At 58.3% G+C, this 21,043-nt stretch carries 15 protein-coding genes; 4 read left to right on the top strand and 11 right to left on the bottom strand.

All coding sequences use genetic code 11. The features are described from left to right. Window positions 1–310: 310 nt before the first annotated feature. Genes brxL through FP2506_RS00490 form a run of 6 tightly spaced genes read right to left on the bottom strand, consistent with a single transcriptional unit; the run spans window position 311 to window position 13,353 of the window. Complete coding sequence (gene brxL / locus FP2506_RS00465) at window positions 311–2,368, bottom strand: protease Lon-related BREX system protein BrxL (RefSeq protein WP_007065360.1); 2,058 nt, start codon at window positions 2,366–2,368, stop codon at window positions 311–313. Continuing rightward, a complete protein-coding gene (pglZ, locus tag FP2506_RS00470) occupies window positions 2,328–4,922 on the bottom strand; it encodes a BREX-1 system phosphatase PglZ type A (RefSeq protein WP_007065361.1) in 2,595 nt (864 codons plus the stop codon). The genes brxL and pglZ overlap by 41 nt, the downstream gene beginning before the upstream one ends. Continuing rightward, window positions 4,922–8,509 (bottom strand): BREX-1 system adenine-specific DNA-methyltransferase PglX, encoded by a 3,588-nt coding sequence (gene pglX / locus FP2506_RS00475; protein ID WP_007065362.1) that lies wholly within the window; start codon window positions 8,507–8,509, stop codon window positions 4,922–4,924. The genes pglZ and pglX overlap by 1 nt, the downstream gene beginning before the upstream one ends. Before the next feature lie 16 nt (window positions 8,510–8,525). Next, window positions 8,526–12,140, bottom strand: coding sequence for a BREX system P-loop protein BrxC (brxC, locus tag FP2506_RS00480; RefSeq protein ID WP_007065363.1), 3,615 nt, complete (start codon window positions 12,138–12,140; stop codon window positions 8,526–8,528). Further along, entirely contained in the window at window positions 12,137–12,727 is a 591-nt protein-coding gene (locus FP2506_RS00485) for a DUF1788 domain-containing protein (RefSeq protein ID WP_007065364.1), read from the bottom strand. The genes brxC and FP2506_RS00485 overlap by 4 nt, the downstream gene beginning before the upstream one ends. Then, window positions 12,724–13,353, bottom strand: coding sequence for a DUF1819 family protein (locus tag FP2506_RS00490; RefSeq protein WP_007065365.1), 630 nt, complete (start codon window positions 13,351–13,353; stop codon window positions 12,724–12,726). The genes FP2506_RS00485 and FP2506_RS00490 overlap by 4 nt, the downstream gene beginning before the upstream one ends. Before the next feature lie 465 nt (window positions 13,354–13,818). Between FP2506_RS00490 and FP2506_RS00495 the strand changes: the two genes are divergently transcribed. Beyond that, window positions 13,819–14,619, top strand: coding sequence for a metallophosphoesterase (locus FP2506_RS00495; RefSeq protein WP_007065367.1), 801 nt, complete (start codon window positions 13,819–13,821; stop codon window positions 14,617–14,619). 41 nt (window positions 14,620–14,660) lie between these two features. On the opposite strand, the gene FP2506_RS00500 is transcribed toward FP2506_RS00495, so the two are convergent. From FP2506_RS00500 to FP2506_RS00510, 3 genes are all read right to left on the bottom strand, one after another. After that, window positions 14,661–15,209: a hypothetical protein gene (locus FP2506_RS00500; protein ID WP_007065368.1), complete on the bottom strand. Its 549-nt coding sequence runs from the start codon at window positions 15,207–15,209 to the stop codon at window positions 14,661–14,663. Window positions 15,210–15,267: 58 nt separating this feature from the next. Then, entirely contained in the window at window positions 15,268–17,016 is a 1,749-nt protein-coding gene (locus FP2506_RS00505) for a DUF262 domain-containing protein (protein WP_007065369.1), read from the bottom strand. A 260-nt stretch (window positions 17,017–17,276) separates the two neighbouring features. Continuing rightward, window positions 17,277–17,459, bottom strand: coding sequence for a CsbD family protein (locus FP2506_RS00510; RefSeq protein WP_007065370.1), 183 nt, complete (start codon window positions 17,457–17,459; stop codon window positions 17,277–17,279). Window positions 17,460–17,812: 353 nt separating this feature from the next. Here FP2506_RS00510 and FP2506_RS00515 point away from each other — a divergent pair, with 353 nt between their 5' ends. Together FP2506_RS00515 and FP2506_RS00520 are read left to right on the top strand one after the other, a co-directional pair. After that, window positions 17,813–18,346 carry a hypothetical protein gene (locus FP2506_RS00515; RefSeq protein ID WP_148227418.1) on the top strand — a complete coding sequence of 178 codons (534 nt, stop codon included), beginning with the start codon at window positions 17,813–17,815 and terminating at the stop codon, window positions 18,344–18,346. Between the two features lie 249 nt (window positions 18,347–18,595). Continuing rightward, a complete protein-coding gene (locus FP2506_RS00520) occupies window positions 18,596–19,726 on the top strand; it encodes a GGDEF domain-containing protein (RefSeq protein WP_007065372.1) in 1,131 nt (376 codons plus the stop codon). Window positions 19,727–19,739: 13 nt separating this feature from the next. Here the strand turns inward: FP2506_RS00520 and FP2506_RS00525 are convergent, their stop codons facing one another. Together FP2506_RS00525 and FP2506_RS00530 are read right to left on the bottom strand one after the other, a co-directional pair. Next, window positions 19,740–20,012: a hypothetical protein gene (locus tag FP2506_RS00525; RefSeq protein ID WP_007065373.1), complete on the bottom strand. Its 273-nt coding sequence runs from the start codon at window positions 20,010–20,012 to the stop codon at window positions 19,740–19,742. Continuing rightward, window positions 20,009–20,197 carry a hypothetical protein gene (locus FP2506_RS00530; protein ID WP_007065374.1) on the bottom strand — a complete coding sequence of 63 codons (189 nt, stop codon included), beginning with the start codon at window positions 20,195–20,197 and terminating at the stop codon, window positions 20,009–20,011. Before FP2506_RS00530 ends, FP2506_RS00525 begins: the two co-directional genes overlap by 4 nt. A 197-nt stretch (window positions 20,198–20,394) precedes the next feature. On the opposite strand from FP2506_RS00530, the gene FP2506_RS00535 reads away from it, so the two are divergent. Beyond that, the gene (locus FP2506_RS00535) at window positions 20,395–21,036 is read left to right on the top strand and encodes a hypothetical protein (RefSeq protein WP_007065376.1); all 642 of its coding nucleotides are present in this window, start codon (window positions 20,395–20,397) and stop codon (window positions 21,034–21,036) included. Window positions 21,037–21,043: the final 7 nt, after the last annotated feature.

Genomic DNA, 21,043 nt, shown 5'->3' on the forward strand with positions numbered 1-21,043 from the left:
ACGCCTCTCCTAGCCTGGTGCAAGGCTCCATACGACGGCGCCAAGAAACTGAGAGCCTCGTTCTACCTTCGTTTCGGCGGCATTCCGGGGGAAGTCGCCATATTCGCTTCCATCGATCGTACCGGACGGGATGGGAAAGCCGAGGCTTTCTTGCTCTGCTATTCTTATCGTCATGTCTGCGGCCCGCATGACTGTCTCCGTTTGCGGCATCATGTCGGACGCAGATGGGGTGAGACTGGACGAGCCTTCAGCCAGCGTCCCGGGCTCACAAGAGATTTACGTTGCCCCTCCGGCCTGATCCCGTTCCAGATCAATCGAGGCCGAGCGCCTTGAAAACGGCATCGGTAGGATCCGAATAGAACGACGTCTGGAACTTCGTGAACAGTTCGGGCGGGATCGTCGATATGTCGGCGGCACTCGCCATCGGGACGAGGATCTTCTTCGCCCCGGAATCGAAAGCCATCTGGAGCGACTCCGCGAAATTCTGAACGGGCACGACATTCCCGCCGAGTGACATATCACCCAGGACGACCATCTGGGCTTGGACGGGCTTCTTGAGGATGCCCGAACACAAGGCGACGTAGCCGGCGAGCGTAATCGTCGATGGCGCTCCGGTATTGTGCATCTCGACCGTATGAATATGGAAATCGTGATCGGACGGCTTCGTACTCGCGCTGACGCGACCGGAATTCGCTTTCAGGAAATCGAAGGCTATTCCGAGCGCTTCCTTAGCTTTCTGGTTCGACCCAAGGCCCGACGTGGTGAACTTCCCGCCGCCTGCCGTCGTCTGCGTCTCTAGACGATAGAGGCCACGGTGGCCGTTCGTGCCGACGGTGATGGTATGCAGCGAGCCAGGGTTCATCTGGCTATCCGGGATCAGCTTGCCGCCGCCCTGCTCGGGAACGCTGACGAAAGTCTCGTCGAGGGTTTCGTTGTCGATGTACGAGAAATGGACGTCGTAGAATTCCATGCCCCCGATCTTCTTCAATTGCTCCTTGACGCGCCGGCGAGTCTCGAGGGCGTATTGCAGGCAGCGGCGGACGGCTTCCTTGTCGTAGTCGGCACTCGGATAGAGAAGCTTCAGAAGACCCGAGACGGTGCGACGGACAGCGATCGTGTCGCGCTGATTCAGGTTGTTTCCGAGCTTGAAATACCGGTCGATGGCGTCGGAGAAGTTCCGCTTGCGCATCTCCCGCATGTACTCGGCGAGGTAATCGGTAATCAGGCCGAACCGGTTCGTGAAAAACTCCGGGCGCATCTTCGGGATTTCCCATCCCGGGATGTAGGCGTGGAAGCGATCGAAGAATGCCGAGTCGATCATCGCCTCGGGGAACGGGGCCAACAAATGGCTCGTCTTCACGAGGGTGTCCACTGACTGGTTGATATTGCCGACGAAGACCATCGAGGCCGAGCCGGCGACGGTGTCACGGCCACGAACGAAGCTACCCGAGGCCATGAAGTCCTTCATGATCTGGATGCCATCCTTGTCCTTGAAGTTGATGCCGGCGACCTCATCGAAGGCCACGACATCCCACATGCCGACCAGGCCGACGACGCGACTCGCCATGTTGTAGAAGAGGTTGGCGACCGTCGTCTGACCGCCGGACACGAGGATGCTGTTCGGGCTGCATTCCTTGTAAACGTGACTCTTGCCGGTGCCGCGAGGACCAAGTTCGCAGCAGTTGTAGTTGTTCTCGACGAAGGGGATCAGGCGCGTGAGAAGATGCCACTTCACGCGCTCCTCGAAGTTCGACGGCTCCATGCCGGTCGAGCGGAGGAGGACGTCGAGCCATTGCTCTTCGGCGAAATGCGATCGACCCTCGAGAAGCTCCTGCATGTCCATGTTCGGCATCTGGATCGGCTTCAGATCCGAGATTGAGAACGGAGAGTTCTTCCCGCCTTCCTCGTAGAGGTAGTGCATCGTCACGATGCACCATATGCCGCCCGAGAGAAGCTTCTCGTACTTGCGAACGTCCGCGCTCCCGATGAACGCGTCCTTCACCCCGAGATTGGACAGCAGGGCCTCGTAGCGGTCCTTTTTCTCGTTGAGCTTCACGGTCACCTTGTCGATGACCTTGAAACTGCCCCGCTCCTTGATCGTCGACTTGATCTTCTCGGCCTCGTCGGGCCGGACGTAGTTCTCGGAGAGAATACGCTTCACACTCTCCAGGCCATCACGGATCGTCGCCTCGTCGTCGGACGCACAGTACATTCCAAGCAGGTACTCGAGCACGTAGACCGGGACGTTCGCGCCTTCCTTCAGGAGCTTGGTCAAATCCTTGCGAACGACCTTGCCGCCGAAATGCCGAACGACAAGATCGTCGACCTCAGTCGAAGTCGCGAGCGAAGGCGAGATCGATAACGACATGGTAAATCAACTCCTGAACCTTCGTCTCGGCGTTCCGGGCGACCAAGGAATATTCTTGCGACTTATCGAAAGTCGTCCCGGCGAGGGTGAACCTAACGGCCTTTTTCCAGTCCTCGGAAATCGCCACCGTCCTGCTGTCGAACGTGACCTTCTGAATATCAGAGACGGGGCGACCATCGGCATCGACGATCGCTATCGTGACGCTCAGCGGACGCACTCGGTCTGAAACCGGCTCCACCTGCATCAGATTGAAGCTACGATGCGCAGTCGTTATTCGGTTATTCGAACCAAGGACGGTGATCTGCACCGGCCGGGACTTCACGTCGTTCGCGTCCTTGTCCTTCGAATAAGCGATGCGCAGAACCGGCACGCAGATCTCCTGCAGCATTGCCCCTCCATGGAGGAAGCGGGCTCCCCCCATGAAGTGGAAGCGGGACGTTCCTTTGGGCACCCAGAACTCGGTATCGTCCGTGACCTTGGACGTACGCGACAGTGGCGCCGACCAGGCGCCCGCATGCGATCCGAGATCCGTGCCGATATAGTAGCGCTTCTTTGCAAGCACGACGCCGGCCGGCTTTTCCTCGACAACGTTCTTGTCGACGTTGGTCGGCGAGCTTTCCTGGTACAGGAATCCGTGGTCGGCAGTGACGAAAAGGTTCGTGCCGTTCAAGCTGCCGAGAATTCGGATCGCCAACGAGGCGATGTCATCAATGGTCCTGCGCACCGCATCGAAGGCCTTTTCTTCGTCCGCTCCGTCCGCCGTCTTGTCGATATGGTTGTGGTAGACATACACGACCTTATGCGACTTGAGGAAGCGCCGCCCCTCGTCCCTGGACATCGCATGAAGCTCCTCGGCGCGGATTACACCACCACCATGCTTCGCGAGGATATTGCCGCGCCCCTTCATCCCGCTCGACGAGGCTCCGTCGACATAGATGGTGCCGTCCGCAAACTCGAGCTTCTCGTGTGGGAGAAGAGAGGCCATGCCGAGAGCCGTGAAGGACGGTAGTACGCCCAACTGCGTAGTCAGCTTGGCTTCCATACGATCGCGGCTATTGAGTTGATCCGCCAGTTCCTTGGCCGCCTCGTAGCGAAAGGCGTCGCTGATGATGACAATCGCCCGCTTATCGTCTTCCTGAACGATCGGGGCGATCCGCTTCTCGTAGAACCGCGACTGGTTTGGAACACCAGGGATCTGCCACTTTGAGCCGATCATCTTGGCCGCAAATGGCCCCCAAGCGGTCGCAAGCTTCGCGACGTATCCGTTTCCGTAGACGTCTTCGACCTTCTGCCGCAGTACCTTGAGAACATCCCAACCCTGGCTCTCGACATGGTCGGCTGCCTCGCAGAAATGTCGGTAGAGTTGATCGAACCGGTAGAGGTCGGTCTCGTAGGCCTGCCAGAACTCCTCGACGGTTCGGAAAGAGAAGCCCGAGTCGTAGGCCCCGCGAAGGCCGAAGAGCCGCGCCGCATGCTCCAAGGCGTCGTATGTTCGCGCATAGGCCTTACGCGGAGCGGCGCCACCAAGGCTCTCGTTGGCCCAGTACCCATCCTTCCGCCGGCGGCAAAGGGAAACGACCTCCTCGACATCGACGGCGGTATCAGTATCGATGATCCGATCTCGAAGGCCCGAGGCAAGGCGCCGTTCGATCAATGCGAATGTTCGCGTGTCTTCGAGGTACTCCGGATCGACGATACCGACTTGATCGCCAAGTCTGATGGCTGTCGCGACTGCGTCCGACAATCTGTCGAAGCTCGCATGGCGCGCGTGGCTGTCCTGCCATTGTGCGAGGCAGACGGCCGTGTTCGACGCGCCTTGCCCTCGGAGCTTAAGATGCTCGAGCGCCTTCGGCGTCTTGCCGTTGAGCTTACGGGTGAAATCGGTGACCAGGAGTCGAATGAGAAGATTGCCGAGCGTCGGTCGCGGGTCACTAAAGTCGAAGGCCGCCTCCACTTGGCTCCAAAATGACTGCTCGACATCGTACCTCGCGAACTCGCCGAAGACGTCGGGCGGGCGCGAAATGTCGGACTGGTCGGGGAACTCGTCGAAGATCTTGATGACGATCCCGAAGAAATCAGCGTTATCCAGCCGCAGCAGGCTTGCCATGATCTTCCGGTCGATATCGACCTCGTTGTCCTTAGCCGAGACGAGTCGTTTGAAACGCGTCAGCCGTTCCTGGCTGGCGAAGAACTTGGAACGCAGCGCGATATGATCTCGCAGTGCCGGCGAATGAAGACCGAGATCCTCGAGAACGTGGGTCGACCGGTCCGCAGCGAACGATTTCGCATAGAGGCGGATGTCGAGGAGCCAGTCGTCCGCAGGCATGGGGCGTGGCTGGTCTTCATAAACCAGGAAGCACGATCCAGCGCCGCCGGAAGCGATTGTTAGCTTCGTCTCCAGAGCAGGTGATTTCGATGTCCGGATGACGGCCGCATCTCCGACATCGAGACCCGGGAGAATATCTTCGAATTCCTTGTCGGGATCGGACCAGAAGACGACTCGATTTTCGGCGAGGAAGCGGCCAAGCGCGATTTGGATGCGATCCGTATCCATCACTCAGCGTCCTTCGTGCCGCAGACCAGCTTCGTCTCGGCGAGAAGAGTGCCGAATTTGCCGTAGTTGACCTTTACGCCGTCGTCGAGATCAAGTGTGATCCGCTCTTCTGCCATATGCCGGAGATCGGCTTCGAATCGATCGAGTTCGGTCTTCTTCGCTTCCAAAGTCGCCAGTTCCTTCGTGCGCGCCTTCATCTGCGCGCTCGAGAGATCACCTCGTCCGATCTCGCCTCCGATCGTCTGAATGCGGTTCTGCATCTTCGTTTGCAGCGGAATGACGTACTCGGCACGCATACGCCCGAGGGTGCCCTCGTTATACCGGTGAAGATAAACAAGGCACTCAAAGGCCCGCTCCTTGCCAGATGAGAAGAGCCAGTAAATCGGGCGGTTCTTGTACGTCTTCAGGTGATCCTTGAAGAACGAGCGTGCGATGTATTTTCGAACGGTGTCGGTCGCCGAGAGCTTGCGGATCGGTTCTATCGCATCGGCAATAAAATCGAGATTTTCGCCGAGCTTTTCGCCGGAAAAAGTCTGGCTTATGAATTCGAAGAACCGCGCCGCGGCATCATCACGAAACCACTCGATATCGGCCACAGGAACGATGCCGTCATCGTCCGCCGGGAAGTGACCATACTTCGTTGGATCGAAACCAATATTACCCGCATTCGCGTAGGCGAGGCCCGGCTCAACGAGCGAATAGCGCCCCATTATGCAGCCGATCGCATAAGAGATTAGTTCGCGCATCGTATCGCGTTTGAGAAGCTCTTCACGCTCCTCTGACGTCCCCTTCACTCCGTATCGATACGCGGGGTTGGATGTAAGCGTAATCTCTTCGATCAACACCTTCTCATCAATTTCATCCTGCAAGCCATAAGCGTCGATGAAGATGCGGTTGTTCTCCTCCTCTAGAGCTTTCATCTCGTCCGTCATGGACTGCCAGTGGGAGCGGAGGGTCGTGTAGCTGTCTTCTAGCGTCGCGCTGCGATAATCGGACGAGAGCAGTGGAAGCGTGGTGAAATCCCAGGAGGTTTCGTAGGCGTCCCAGTCGGATCGGGCTAGCAAAGTAAGTGTTTGAGCAAGTTTACTCCCTTCCGAAACCCACCCATCCTTTTCCGGGAGCGGTATTTTGGACATCGGGCCGGAGTTGAAATGGATTGTCGGGCATAGAATGTCTGTGAAGAACTTCAGTGTTTTCGCGTTCAGTGCTGCCAGTGCTGCCCATTCCACCGTCTCGGATTGACACCGATATGCAGCGATACCCACGCTGTCCGATATTGCGCCGCGCTCAAGCAGTCGGGCACTGAACGGTCCCGTGGTAACATCACCCCAAGTTAGGCCCCTCTGAAAGAAATATTCAGTGTTGAATATTCGTCGCGACCAGTGAGTTGTGTCTGGGTCCTTCGGATTATTGCACACGGCGTGTTTGATGTCTGAACCCTCATTCTCCCAGTTGACGAGATATTCCCAGTTTCCGAACCACTTACGGAAGCCACCTCCTTTGTTATAAGGAAACCAGCGAGCGTTTTCGGCTGGCTCTTTGTCAAGTGGCAGAGAACAATGAATTTGCGACACCTCAGACCAAATGCGTAGAAATCGATCATTGTCTGAAGTGGACATGCCTCCTTTGACTTCGAATTTCTCACCAATTATTTCGCCGTTAAAAGCTTTGTAGACGGGTTCGGTCACCCAGAATGCAAACGGCGATCCTGGAATTTTTTGAAAGACGCTCATACGCCTCAAATATTGGTTCTCTGAACCAATCTTTTCTTTGAGAAACACACCCTCTTTGTCGACTGATTGGGGTGCCTTGTTGAGGTCGATGTATGTTCCAGCAATATCACTTGTTGACTTGTTGATTACGAATGCAGCTCCAAGCGCGACTTTCGAGTTCATCTCAGGAAAAGTGTTATAGCCGATATTGATTAGCCCAATAAATTGGGAATTCGATATCATAATTTCTCTGAGTTTTTTGTATGATGATATAAATAGCCAAGTCTGCATGGTAATCATCGCAGAGTAACCGCAATCCAAAGCAAGCATTAAACCACGTTCGATGAATGCAGAAAAAAGATCGCCGCTACTATTAGGAAAGGTAGACTTTGTCCACTTATTGAGGAATGAATTTGCGTTTCCAAGTGTCATATAAGGCGGATTGGCTACCACCACATGATACTTCGGCGACAGCGCCTCGGCCATGCGCAGCACGGTCGTAACGCGCGCCTGCACCTCCTTCAGCAGCAGGTCGCTTTCAAAATCCCGCGCCTCAATCACCCGCAGCGTCTCTACCGGGTTGCGTAGTTTCGGCACGATCAGCGAGCCGAAGTTCTTGGCTTGCTCGAACTGACTGAGAGTTTCCCAAAATTTACATGAGAAGAGGTCTTTGCCTGCAACGGCAATTACATCCTCTTTCTCTGTTTCAGAGAATGCGACGTCCTCTAGGATGCAAATTCGAGGTGCAACGCGACGTTTGAAGAACCGAGGGTCTTGCGCTCGCGCCTTCATCACCAGACAGAAGGCAGAGAGCGCACCGGCTCGGCCGTCTATTTCAATGCCTTGGAGGTTCTTCTCGAGAATGCAAGCCGCTATATCGCGGCTCCGATAACCGGCCTCTTCGTAAATCGAGTAAAGGAGATCGAACGCGTAGGTCAGCATATGGCCGGAACCGCAGGCGGGATCGCAGATCTTGATCTCTTCGGGTGAGCCGATCTTCAGGAAATCGGTCTCAGGCTCTTGGGGCGCGATATAGTAGTCCATCTTCTCGGCTAGCTTCGAAGACGGGTTGTTCAGAAGCCAAAGCCGACCTAGCGAGTTTTCGATCAAATACCGGACTATCCAGTGCGGCGTGAAAAGCTGTGTCGCGGCCGGAATATTCGCAGCGGAAATCTTGACGTTCTTTTTCAGCGCCTTGAATACGTCATCCTTCTTTTCCGAAATATAGAACTGATAGAGCCAGCCAATGACCTCGACGTTCTGCCACGACTCCGCGTCCGAATTCTGAACGAGTTTTCGAACAAGACCGTCAGTCGCGAGCAGGTTGTCGGGCAGGAGAAGCTCGGTCGCATCGCCGATCTTCTCGAACATGAACCCCATCGTCTCGCTGAGCGCGTTGCACTGAGCGATGAGGATCGCCCGATAGAGCTTCTCCTCATAGTCGCCGGTGATCTTCATCTCGCGAACATGTTCGACCGGAAGCCTTGGAAGGTTTAGAAGCTCAGCATTGACCAGAGCCTCCGGAAGCGGCCCGCCCGCTTTCCCTGGTCCGACGATCTGAAATCCGTGATCCAGATACTCGTGCAGTTCCATGAACCGGAGCGCAACGAGGCGGTTGAACCAGGTGTAAGCGATTCCTTCGATAACCTGATCGAAGCCCTCGATCTTCACCTTGGAAACAAGCGCGTCCCGCTGCTTCCCGAACGTCTTGTCGTAGGCCGCTCCGCCGATGACGACGACATCCCCTCGGCGCTCCGCCTCGACGATACCGTTGGCGGTAATGCCGATGCGGGCTGCACGCTCCGTGACGGCTTTCATGAAGTCCTTACGAGCCTGGGGGGCATAGGATTTCAGACGGGAAAGATCGACGCTCATACTCTACGGTTCCCGATCAGCGGATTTCGACGCGTTCGTTTTTGGAGACAGCTTCCAGAAGCCGGGCTCGCAAGCGGTCGATGAAATCGTCGACCTGCGCCTGGCTTTCGATGTAGCCACCCGCCGACACAAGCTTCGACGGTTGGACAACAAGTCTGGGTCTGAACACAGGTGTTTCCGAAAACCCTCCACTCGGAGTCTGTGGTTGCGATCCGATGCCGACAGGCTCGGCGGTCTTGACCCGTTCCTTCGCGAGCTTGACCGCTTTCGCGATAACTTCGAACGCGTCATCGTAGGCATCCCGCGCTTCGGTCTGCGCCATGAAGATGGCCGAAACGCTCGGAGTTGTTTCGATGCGTTTGCGGATGTTTTGGATCGGGTAAAGCGATCGATTGCGTAGTTCGGCCTCGGCGGAAACGCTGTCCAGTTCGGTCTGAATTTTGGCGATCAATGGATCGATGATTCCGAAGGCATGCTCACGACGCTTCTCGAGCAGAACCCGATTGGCCTCGGCCACCGTCGCGATGAGTGCCGATCCTTCGCGTACCCGCGAATACGGTGCTTCGAGCGTCAGGATTTCCTTGATCGATGCGAGAGCCCTCGCGGCCGCGTCGTCCTTCTCGATCTCCTTCTCATTGATCGCGAACTCCTTGACCGCCTTCCGCATGGCGTACCAAGCCTGCTTCTGGGAGGAGTGGAAGTCGGACAGATCCTCGTAGTCCTCAAAGACTCCGCTCAGTTCGCTCTTCGCGGCAACGAAAGCCTCGATCAGTTCGTAGCTTCCGCGCTTCTGCATGATCGGGGCGATGATGCCCTGGATCGTTGCGACCGTCGCTTTCCCCGGAAGCTCTCCGTCGTCGGCGAGAGCGCCCCACGTTTTCAGATCGTTTTGCCAGTTCGTTAGATTCAGACGGATGTCTTCGGCGATCGCGTCCTCGCCGACGCCGGGCATTCGGCCGAAAACGTCCTTGGCAAGCTGCCGAGCGCCGTGGAGGGTCGTTTCGTCGAGCATCTTTCGACGTTGGATGACAAGTTTGCGCCACTTGTTCGCGCCATCGATTTCAGATGAAAGCTGACCACGGTCGAGCCGCTCGCTGTTCATCAGGATATCCGCGGATCCCTGTCGGAACAGTTTGACCACGAGGAGCACGGTTTCCCGCTGACCCCAGCCGTACGGCCTCTTGTTGAAATGCTCGGCAATGTCGAAGATAACGGCCTGCTTGCTCTGCCTCTCGATCAGGCCGATATGATCGAGCACCTCATTGAGCGCCGCCTTGTTCGGATCTTCGTCCTTGAGGTCGAGCGTGTCGTCCGAAGTCGTCAGGATGACCCGAGCATCTCGGATCGGATCGTCGGAAAGGTGCGCGAGGAGGCCGATCTTCTTGAAGGTGTTGGCAATATAATAGTCGAGCGCTTCGCCGACGATGGCGTCTGCGGTGGTCGCCTTCGGATCCAGCCGCCGACCGTTGACATAGACACGAGCATTGCGGATGAGCGACTCCATCGACTGGTTCAATCGCTTTCGCCGCTCGGAATTCTCGTGCTGACGCGTCCGGACGATCCGCTTGACGGACTCGGACTGCGTGCCGTCCATCTTCTGCGTGGCGTACTTCTCGACCTTCAGATAGTCATAGACGTCGCGGGCGAGATCGTTGTCGTTGTCGAGCACGACCAAGACCTCGTCATGACTGCGCATAGTGATAGACGCATCGGCGAAATCCGCGTAGTCGTCGGCGAGTGGAGTGACGATCTTGAGGGGGATCGCCTTGTCCTTCGGACCGGAGCGCGGCGAACCGTCGACGAAGCGCACTACGTCGAGATCGCTGTTGATCACCTTGTAATTGAAAAGTCCGCGGTCGACGCAACGAAGGGTGTCGTCGAAAACGAGATCGCCGAGCAGTCGCTTCTCTTCTCCCGGCGCCAGCCTGACTGCCTTGATCTCCTTCCCGATGTCGCGCTCTTCGTCGGTCAGGAAGAAGAAGTTCTCGCCGTTCCGGCTGACCAGCGTCTCGCTTTCGAGGCGCTTTAGGCTCGCAGTGATCTTGTTGCGAAGAGCGACACGGTCGGCATCGATCCTGTCTAGGAAGAGCGTGACGAGGTTGTCCACGTTTCCGCTGATCTCGTCGACGTACCGGATGAGGAAGAGCGTCTTGAGAACCTCGGCATCGAAGGGTTCGAGGGCGGGATTCGAGACGACGCCATTTATGGCGCGCCGGACGATGTCCTCGAGAAAGCTCTCGATGGCGGGATAGAAGAAATGGAGTGGAATTAGCGCGCCAACGGCTTTTGATGCATTGAGTATCGCCGCCGTCTGGAAGGCATCAAGCATCGACCGCTCGCCCTTGGCGAGATGGGCGCCGGTCATGCCGTGCGTTCGGCTGGCATCGAAGATCTTCTGAACAAGCTGGAACTGATACGGGACGAACGGGTAGTGCCGGATGAAATCCTCTTCGCCGTCGTAGGAGCGCAGGGTCATCCGATTGTCGCGGAAGGTGACCTGATGGCGGAGGATCTCGCCGTTGGTGTCGTAGCGGGCCTTAAGCTCGGGCTTCAGTTCGTCCTTCTTCGCGAGAATGCGGCGCTGGATCACTTCGTCCGCATGCGATCCGGAAAGTGACAGGCGAGCCTTGAAACGCCCCTGGATCTTCGAAAAGTCGTCCTCGACGGCATGCCTCATCTCTCCAAGAATCGCCTCCATGTTCGCCTGCGAGGTCACGACGACCCAGGCCCCGCCTTTGCAGACGGTGCCAAGATTCTCGGTGATCGTCTGGAGGTTCAGCATCATCTTGCCGTTCTTGCCGATGAAGGCGCCGATTTCGTCGGCCAGGAAGACGATGCGGTGATCCGGCCCCTTGCGCGCCAGGTACTCGGCGACCCAGTTCGCGAAGTTTTCGGGCGTCGGTTGGAAATTCGCTTCGTACTTGTCGAGCCAGTCCCCGGCATCCGAGCGCGGCTTTCCGAGTACTTCGGCGACTGCCTCAATGAGAGCGTCCTCATGGAAGCGAATGGCACTCCGCTCGACGACCCAAGGCGATCCCGCCTTCTTTTCGAAAGCGGCCTTGAACTCCTCGTACTTGCCCTTGCGCTCGAGAAAGCGCTCCATGTCGGCGATGTACGGAAAATCGGCGCAGTAGCCGAGCTTCTCGTTGAAGACGCGGATGAAGACCTGAAGGATGGCGCGCTCGTCGTTCGACGACGCCTTGCTGTCGACGTTGAAGAGCACGACGTCGGTCGGAATACGGGTCGCGCGATCGATGTCAGCCGAGAACATCGGGTCGACCACCTTCGACTTGAAGAAATCGAGCGCGGTCTTCATCGTCCCATTCTGCTCCACCGCCCGGTTTTCGAGGAGGTACGAGATGATCTTGATGAAATGCGACTTACCGGAGCCGAAGAAGCCCGAAACCCAAACGCCGTTGCTGCATGCGGCATCGCCGCTGCGGGCGAGCGTCTCTGGGGCGAGGTAGGCCGATAGGAACTGGCGCATGTAGCGGTCGAGTTCCTGGGTGATGACGTACTCGTCGAGTTCTTGCCAGACGCTCTTGGCGTCGTCCTGGTCGGCCTTGATGACGCCGTTGATCTGACGGGAGATCGGACGGTCGAAGAGATCGGCAATGGTCGTGGAAGTCATCTTGAGCCTTCGGAATCGCTGATAAGGCGGAAGGCGCGGTAGTAGGCGCTTTCCGGCATCGTATCGAAAAGTCGGAGGTACTGGCCGTCGTAGCGACCAGGGTAGAAGAACACGATCGGCACATGGCCGGTCCGGGAATGGAGCGCGTTCATCAAGTTATGCGTGCGAACGAGCGGATAGGACGCGCCGACACCGGTCACGAGAACGAAGCTGCAGGTCTCGATGGTCACCGATTTCACGAAGGCTTCGGCGATCCGCTCCGGATCCATCTCCGCCGCGAGCGCCCTCGACACGGCGGCATCGCCCTTCGTGCGCTGCATTTCGATCGCCTTGTCGAGAAGTCTGCGCCCTTCGAGCATCGTCTTGACGAGATCGAGGAGATCGACATGGCAAGGACTGACCGGCGAAGCGTCGCCGCTGAGACGTCGGAGAAGGCGGTCGACGTGATCGCGCACGCGCAATTCGTCGGCGGGCGGATAGTCGAAGATCCAGTAGGGAATGTCACCGCCGAGTCGGCGGCCCGTCAGGAACTCTTCGGACGTGATTTTTGCCTGAATCGCTCCAAGGCGCTTTTCAAGATCGCTCATAGAGACACCTGGATGCGATCGAGGGCAAGGTGATGGCGCCCCGCCTTGAGAGCGCGGATGACCGCCGCGTCGATCTCGACGGGACGTAGGATGTTGAGACGACCACCGGTCAGGAAGCCCACTTCGTGCAGCATGCGGAAGGCGGCGTCTCCGAGCTTGTCAACCGTCGACACCTTCCAGTGCGGCATTCGGGGATCGATGTCGTGGCAGCGATCGACGTAATCGATCCAGGCACGTCGAGGCAGATCGCCCTGTAGAACCCGGAAGCGATCCCGCACGATAGGCAGGAAGTCGGCGAAGAGAGCGCTATGCTGAATGGCGGCCGCGAAAACCGCCTGACTTGCGATCGACGCGGGGCTATCCGCGATGATATTCCAGACACCCGGATCGACCAGGTCCAATCGGCTGCGGATGAGGTTTGCCTGCCGCTTTGCCGTCGAAGGAGAGCGCTTCTGCAGGATGTTCTCCCGCTCGATCTTCCGCCGCCACTCGTCCCCATCGATACCATCAATCAGGAGCCGTGCGATCCGCCGACTCTCCGGGAGCATCAAGGCGCCGCCGGCGATGTCTGCTTTGTAGATCGGGGCATTCACGGAGCCGGCCATACGGATCCTGCTATTGATCATGCGGCCCCGCGTCCGTTCGTTCGCGTACCGACATCTGAAGGTGTTCTCGCACCAATTCCTCTACGATTTCGTAGGCGTGGCAGCGTCGATCGAGCGCCATCTTCTTCAAGGCAATTTTCACGTCCGCATCCAGGTAAATGAGCATCGACTCTCGTCCGTCGGTGCGTCCTCCTTGATCTGACCCCGCTCGTTTCGCCATAAGGTACCCAGCTACTTGCAACTTGCAGACATCCAGATAGCCGTTTATCTGATTCGCTGGCGGTTGTGTTATACCTCTCATGCAGCGCAGCCACAGGTAAACGAAATACTATCAAAATCGGCATGACCTACGCATTGAGAAAGATTGTGACGAAGAAGGAGCCGCACCGGCTGGAACGCCGGTAGCGATCGTCGTTACGCGCCCGCAGACCGGGCCGATCTTTTCTCGCCGGACGCCCTGTCCGGCCGCTTCCGAGGTCATGCGTCATGAGCCCGACGCGCTTTCTCATCCTGTCCGATCTCCACCAGAACGACGGCGGCCGTCTGTTCGACCCTGCGGCTGAGATCACCGCGCCGTTCGACGTCGCGATCGTCGCCGGCGACTGTGCGGGCCGCCTGACGTCATCGATCGCTTGGCTCGGCGAGCGCTTCGCGGGCACGCCAACGATCTACGTACCCGGAAACCATGATTTCTACAGGAGCGGCGGACCCTTCGGCTTCACGTTCGAGAACGAGCTTGCCGCCGGCCGGGATCTTGCGGCACGTCTCGGCGTCACGCTTCTGTCCGATGACGTCGCACATTTCGGCGACATCCGGATCCTCGGGTCGACTCTGTGGACGGACCTTCGGTCACGGCAGCACGCCAGCAGGCGGCACGCCTTCGCTGAAGCGAACCGATGGATGAACGATTTTCGTTTCATCCATCGCAATTCGTCGACGCGACGCTCGCGGCGGATTACGCCTAACGAGACCCTCGATTGGCACCGGGCGTCCATGCGCTTCCTAGGTGAAGCGTTCGCTGACGGCGACGACCCTGCTCGGACAATCGTCGTTACGCACCACGCGCCCAGCCCGCGATCGTTGTCGATCCCGGACGACAGGCTGAACCATTGCTATGCGAGCGACCTCGAATCGGAGATCGCGTCCTGGTGCCCGGCGCTATGGGTCCATGGCCACATTCATGCTGCTTCTGACTATCGCATCGGCGCAACGCGGATCATCGCGAACCCGCTCGGTCGTGCGGATGAGCGATCCGGCTTCGACGCGAACTTCGTCACCGAAGTCTGACTACACAGACCTCGGTGAGGGAAAGTCCCCGTCGGCATCCGTCAGACGCCATACATCGTCAGCCATTCAACGAAATGGGCACGGCTCTCCTCGGGAAGCGGCGGAATGGGCTTGGCGCCACTTTCATCGTAATCATTCGAAGAACCCTCCATGCTCGCAACCTCGTTCAGGTACTCGGCCCGGATCTTCTGCGGGTATTGATCGTCCCCACTCATAAGGTCGCCGAAGCGGCCGAAGAATTCGATCTGTGAAAACGTGACGAGGGCCGCGTTAAGGCGATTGACGCCTTCGTCGTCCGAGACGGCGCCGGCCCTCATTTCCTCGACTATCTCTTCGGTCTCTTTAGCGACCGCCTCCCAATCCTTGTCGGACCGGCCGGGGGGCGAATAGGGGAGCACGTCACGGATGAAATTCAAAACTTCATCACGGGTGGCCTTCCAGACGAACGCTACGAATCCACCGCCAATTCCCCCAGGGGCGTCGCCGTAACTGCTGAAGCCCCACGCATGATCCGGTACGGTCGCGCCGTTCTCTGGGTCGATCTCAGACCAGGCTTTCTCCGCATGCTCAATCTTCTGTTCGATGTCCATCAGACTCGACTTCCCTTCCAAGCGTCGACAGTTCCGCTCTTCGTTTCGGTGATTCGTGTCAACTCGCATCGACCTTCAGGACGCTCGCAATTCGGCTAGACAAGGCTGCGCGACGATTGGCGAAGAAGTCGCCGAACCCAACAATCGTCGAAGGCACGTCTCCGAGTAGATGCGCATTACGATAGCTACTGCGTTGTTCGGAAGACGGGTACTGCCCCTCCATCCAGACACTCGGCATCTTCGCCCGCTTTTCGTTGTTGATCGACCCGAGCAGAAGCTGGAGGTTCGGGAGCAGTTCGAACTCCCGCTGATAGGCTTCGACGGTCTCGGCATCGAGCCCAGCTTTCTCGAGCTTTCTTTTGTGAAATTCGGCGCGCGGGAAGACGTGGTCGACATGCGTGATGTTGCCGGTCTGCACGAACGGAAAAATGAGGGATAGCAGCGGGAAGACCCGTTTGTCGCCGAAGGGCATGATCGAAAGCTCATCGATCTCGTCTTGCGAGAACGACAGGGATTTACCCCTTCGGCGCATGTCCGTGTAGATGTGCTTGTCGGGGAAGCGCTCTCGTCCATGGTCGGCGATGATGGAACGCAGCGCGACGAGGAGCGTGTCCAATCCGCTGCCCCATATGCCGGACGATTTGAGAAGGCTTCGGACCAACCACTCTCTGACCGCGTCGCGATCTTCCGCGAACTTCGCGCTCGTTAGGTACGGTTCGCCGTGTCCTGCGCGATGGAGGTAGTACGCGATCGGGAGGATAGCACTGTCGGCACGAAGTGAAGCCGCGGACAGGCCGAAGGTCGAAAGGAGGCGGACGGTAAGGACGAGTGAGTTTCGAATCTCCTTCCACCCGTTCTCGAGAGCGTTCATGTTGGCCTTGTTGAAGTTCTCGACCTTGAATCCGACGTTCTTGTCGCAAAGCATGAGCCCTGCCTTCAGGACGACGTCCTTGGAGAACGCGAAGCCGTCCCCGATCTGGTTGATCTCGTCGACGAGAGAATGGATCTCCTCGCGGGCATCGTACCTGCTCCATTGCGCGGTCGCGATCGAGAGAAGAAGGTCGGAATAGGACAGCACGGTGCCGCCGCTGTTGAGACGGATGAAGATGTTCAGGACCCGGTCGAGTTCCTGGCTCTTCTCTTCGTAGAAGGCGACGAGTTTGTCGGAATGGACAACCCGATGAAGGCGATCGAGAGTCTCGAAGGCGTCGTTCAGGTTTTCGGGCGGAACGCGTCCGTTCAGCCACTTGAGCATCTCGGGCCCGCTCTTCATCTCGAGTATCTTTCCCACTCGAAACCAACAGGCGCCGCCCGTATCCTTGGTATCGTCCTCCTCGATCCTGAACGCGAAATCGTACCGCGCTCCCGCCTCGTCGACTTCGGCTCCGGAAAGGAGGTTCAGGTAGAGCTTCCGCTTCGGGAAGGCGGAACTGTTGGTCCACCACTTACCCGGCAGTTTGAGCGCCATCGATCCGCGAATGCCGATGTTCAGCGCGGTGAGACGCTGCTGACCATCGAGAACCGCGGTCAGCGGACCCGCGGGGCGATCCTCGAGCCGGTCGCAATGTGCGTGATCCTTCTCGTGGTAGTCCCGCATGAACTGGTAGAATTGATATTCGTCCGCGCTTTCCTGCTCGACGCGCCAATAGAGGAACGTGCCGAACGGATATCCCTGCATGATGCTGTCGAACAGGCGGCAGATCTGATCCGGCCGCCAGACAAATTCCCGTTGAATGGCAGGTAGCGCGAACCGCTTGTCACGTATGCTCTCCAACGTATCTTTGATCGTCCCGCCAGTCTGGTACATATGATTCTCGCTCCTGCACGCCTTGCGGACACCTGTTACCCAAATGAACGTGTGTCTACAACCTCGGCTAACAGTCTGCCTGCGCAGCCGAAAACGGTTCGGGAACGCACTAGAAAACACCGACGGATCTAGGCGATAGGGACGTGCGTCATCGCCGGGCATCCCAAGAATTATGATGCTGATTCATGGTCCGTCCCTAACGAGAAAAGGGCCCGTCTTTGAGACGAGCCCTTCGAAGATCATCACATACGAACGCTAGGTCAGGCTGTCTGATCCTTGACGGCATCCTTGATCTTACCGGCGTTCTTCTCGGTCTTGCCTTCAGTCGCCTGGGCCTTGCCCTTGGCTTTCATCTCGCGGTTGTCGATCGTGTCGCCGGCGGCCTCGCGGGCCTTGCCTGCCGCTTCCTTCGTCGCGCCTTTGACTTCGTGCTTGTCGACCATGGCTGGACATCCTTTCTGCCCGCATATCGGGCGTTCGAAGGACAAACGCGGTCGGCGATCGCGACGTTCCGCCGGATCCGGGGTTCTCCAGGACGCTCTCCGACCACTGAACCAATGTTACGCATCCAACCTCAAGTACGAGATCGACCACTGGCAGCCCGCGCTCTGGCTCCACAGCCACATTCACGCCTGCCGCTGATATCTCCTCTGCGGTAAGCGGATCCTCGCGAACCCACTCGGCCTATCGAACGAGGCGACAGGGTTAAACGCGAATTGCGTCGTTTCCATCAACGCGGTCGAAACGCTCGCATGCCACGATGCAGGGCAACGTAACCAGCCTCGAAAGCAGATTCATGAAGGACCCATTCTCCGCCGCCGCGGTTGCCGATGCGATCGACCGCTTGCCGTCCCAATCGACGAAAACGGTCAAGGCGATGCGCGATCGAGGCAGGCAGAAGGGGCTGAACGATTTGGTCGCGGCATGCGACGCCGAACTTTCGAAAAGGCCGATCGAGTACGACGGCGATACCGCAAGGAAAATGATCGCGGCGGAGGCTGCCGTCGAGCTTTTCGACCTACCTTCGGCGACGCGGTACGCGTTTTCCCAGTTCAAGGAGGCTTCACGCGACGAGCGGCGCATTCTCGCGTGGATCGCCGCAAATCCTGGCGGATCCTACGCAGATGCCCTTAAGGCTTACGGTAAGGGCGATCTCTCCTTAACCATTGGGCATCTCGTCTACGAACGATACGGCTGTTTCGCGCGCTTCGTCGAAGACCACGAGGATCAGTCTTCCGTCCTGATCCAGAAGGAGCGCGGCGACGGTAGCGTCCGCTATACGATACGCCCGGAGGTCATCCCGATTTTCAAGCAACTCGCTGTGATATGAGCGAGGCGGTCGACAGTGGAAGCACCCGGATAGTCTTAATGCCCCGTTTTGTCAGCTTGTATCGAATGAAGTGCCAAATACGGCGCTCTAATAATTGGCTGAAGCTTTTCGCTAAGCAAGTATTATTATATTTCAAGCTGTCGAAATCTGCTGGCTGAATTCATCGGTCACACCTTTTTTAAGGGACAGAATTAAAGAGAAAGAAAGAACGCAGTGCGATCTCTGGTGAGCGAACGGGGATCCTAAGCGATGCGGACTTGGTACGAGAAAGCTGCCGGCAGGAATGTCGACGCCGACATACTCCGCGAAATGGTGCATTACATGCACGGTAGTCTGCCTTCCGTGATCATGTCACCATTCTTTCTCACGATCTTCATAGGCGCCGCATTCTACCTGACGGGAGACAAAAACTACTTGCTCCTGGTGGGTCTCGGCTATGCAGCGGTGATCCTGAAGATTTACAACGCGTTACGCTACGCGGTCGACTGCCCCCACGGTCCCGCCGATCGCGCGGCCTCGGAGCGCTGGCAGCTTAGGTATCTCCTGTTCGGGCTGCCATACTCGCTGTTACTCGGCTTGATTGCGGCATATGCCGCCTTCGACCCTCAAGATGCGGCGTTCGTCCTAGCAATGACGATGGTCCTTACATATGGGTCTGGCATTGTCGTCTACGTCGCAGCGAGGCCCTACGTCGCGAACACGATCTGTATTGGAGCCGCGATACCTGCCTATGTCGGAACGGTCCTGTGCAGCGAAACGTGGAGATCTGGAATGGCGGTCGTCTACGTCTTGGCGATCGTTTACGTTGCCAAAGCGACGGCCCAGCAGTATCGAGCGTTTTTCGAACTTTATCGAACGCGTAAGTGCCTCCGGGATTGCGCTCTTACCGACGCCCTTACCGGTCTTCCAAACCGCCGTGCTCTGGACGAAGCGTTGGACTCGGTTCCGAAGGGAAGCGACGTCGCCATTCTCTTCATCGACCTCGATGGTTTCAAACCCGTCAACGATACGTTCGGACACAACGCTGGAGACGCTCTGCTGCGCGAGATTGCCCATACTCTTTCGAGTTCAATATCCGTCGCGGGTTTTGTAGCGCGATGCGGTGGCGACGAGTTCGTGGTTGTTCTTCGAGATGGAAATGCTCGGTTCGTAGAGGAAACTGCGGAGAGCATCCGGAAGAGGATTAGTCGGCTCTATGATTTTGACGGCGGATGCGCGGAGATCGGAGCGAGCATCGGCATCGCGTCTGGTACGGCGGGACAGTCGAACTTGGCTTCTCTGGTGCGCGAGGCCGACGAGGCGATGTACGACGCGAAACGAGCCGGCCGCGGTCGTATCGCCGGATACGCGAACCACGCTAAGAATTTGCAAGCGGCCTGAATGGTCACGCCATTCATCCGTGCCCTCCGTCGGCGGCATATCCGCGCCGCCGACATTCGACGATCTCCCGCACCCTGACGACGAGATGCTCGGCGATCAACCGCCGGGCTTCGTCGTAGTCCTGCCATCCGATCTTCGGCCGCTTCATGGCGATCCGTGCCGTCAGGTCCGGCGGAAGCTCGTCCAGCGCGATCTTGATGGCGGTCCGCATGTCGGCGTCCACGCCGTCGACCTGCCGGCCGTCGAACGTGCCGAGCGGACGGCGATACCTTGCGCGGCCGCTCACGGCCTTCGCCGGACGTAGCCTGCCGAGATCTGCTTCGACAGCCGAGCCTCTATCTCGGTTTGCCCGAGGATCAGCCCGCGAACCGCCTCGCGCGGATCGCCGCCGGCCTGGCAGTTGGCGGCATCGACGACCTCGTCGGGCACCGCGGGCAGGCCTGCTTCGGTCTTCGGAGCGTTAACCATCATGCATCTCCATCGTCGAACCCCCGAGCCGACTCGAATTGACTCGGCTCCGAAGTTCTTATTATGTTCTCATTCATGATCAAGCGCACCCTACAAAAGCATGCCGTCGTCGTGGCCAAGCGCCCGACCGCCACCCGCGCCGGATAGGGCAGACCGCCCGTCGTCCGGCGAACGCACTCCCGCGTTTCCTGGAGCCGACGATGCCTGCCCTCGATCATCCCCATTCCGACAATTCCGATATCGAAGCCGACAATACCGACCCCCTGACACGGGCGCGGCGCCGGGCCTCGTCTGTCCGCCGCTTCGGCCCTTCGGGAACCGTCCGTTGCGTCGGTCGACCGATCTTCCGCTCTCGGCTCGCCAGAGATCTCGGCGTGCTGCTCGATCTCGATCGGGCGGTCGTCGAATGGTCGTGCTTGCCCGATATCGTCGAGTTCGCGGACGCCGACGGCGAGATCGTCGAGCGCGTCCCCGACTTCCGGATCGTCGAAAGCGGTGGCCTCGAGCGCTTCGTCGACGCCGGCCGCACCGGACTGACACCGATCGATCGGACCGTCTCGTACCGCACCGTTCCCGAAGACGAGATCCTCCTCGAACCCGCGCTGTCGAATGCCCGGGACATGATGCGGTACGCCCGCTGGTCGGTACCGCTGTCCGATCGCGTCCGCCTTCTCGCGTATCTCGCCGAGATGTCGCCGATCAGCCTGATCGAGGCCGCGTCCGCCATGCGCGAGAGCCCCGAGCCCGTCGGCGCGGTGATCGCGCTCTTTCTCCGCCGGGTCGTCTCAATCGAGTGGCGCGACGACCCCATCGGCCCCGAAACACAGGTCAGACCGCGATGAGCCGGTA

It is taken from the genome of Fulvimarina pelagi HTCC2506 (assembly GCF_000153705.1).
Classification (GTDB): Bacteria; Pseudomonadota; Alphaproteobacteria; order Rhizobiales; family Rhizobiaceae; genus Fulvimarina; species Fulvimarina pelagi.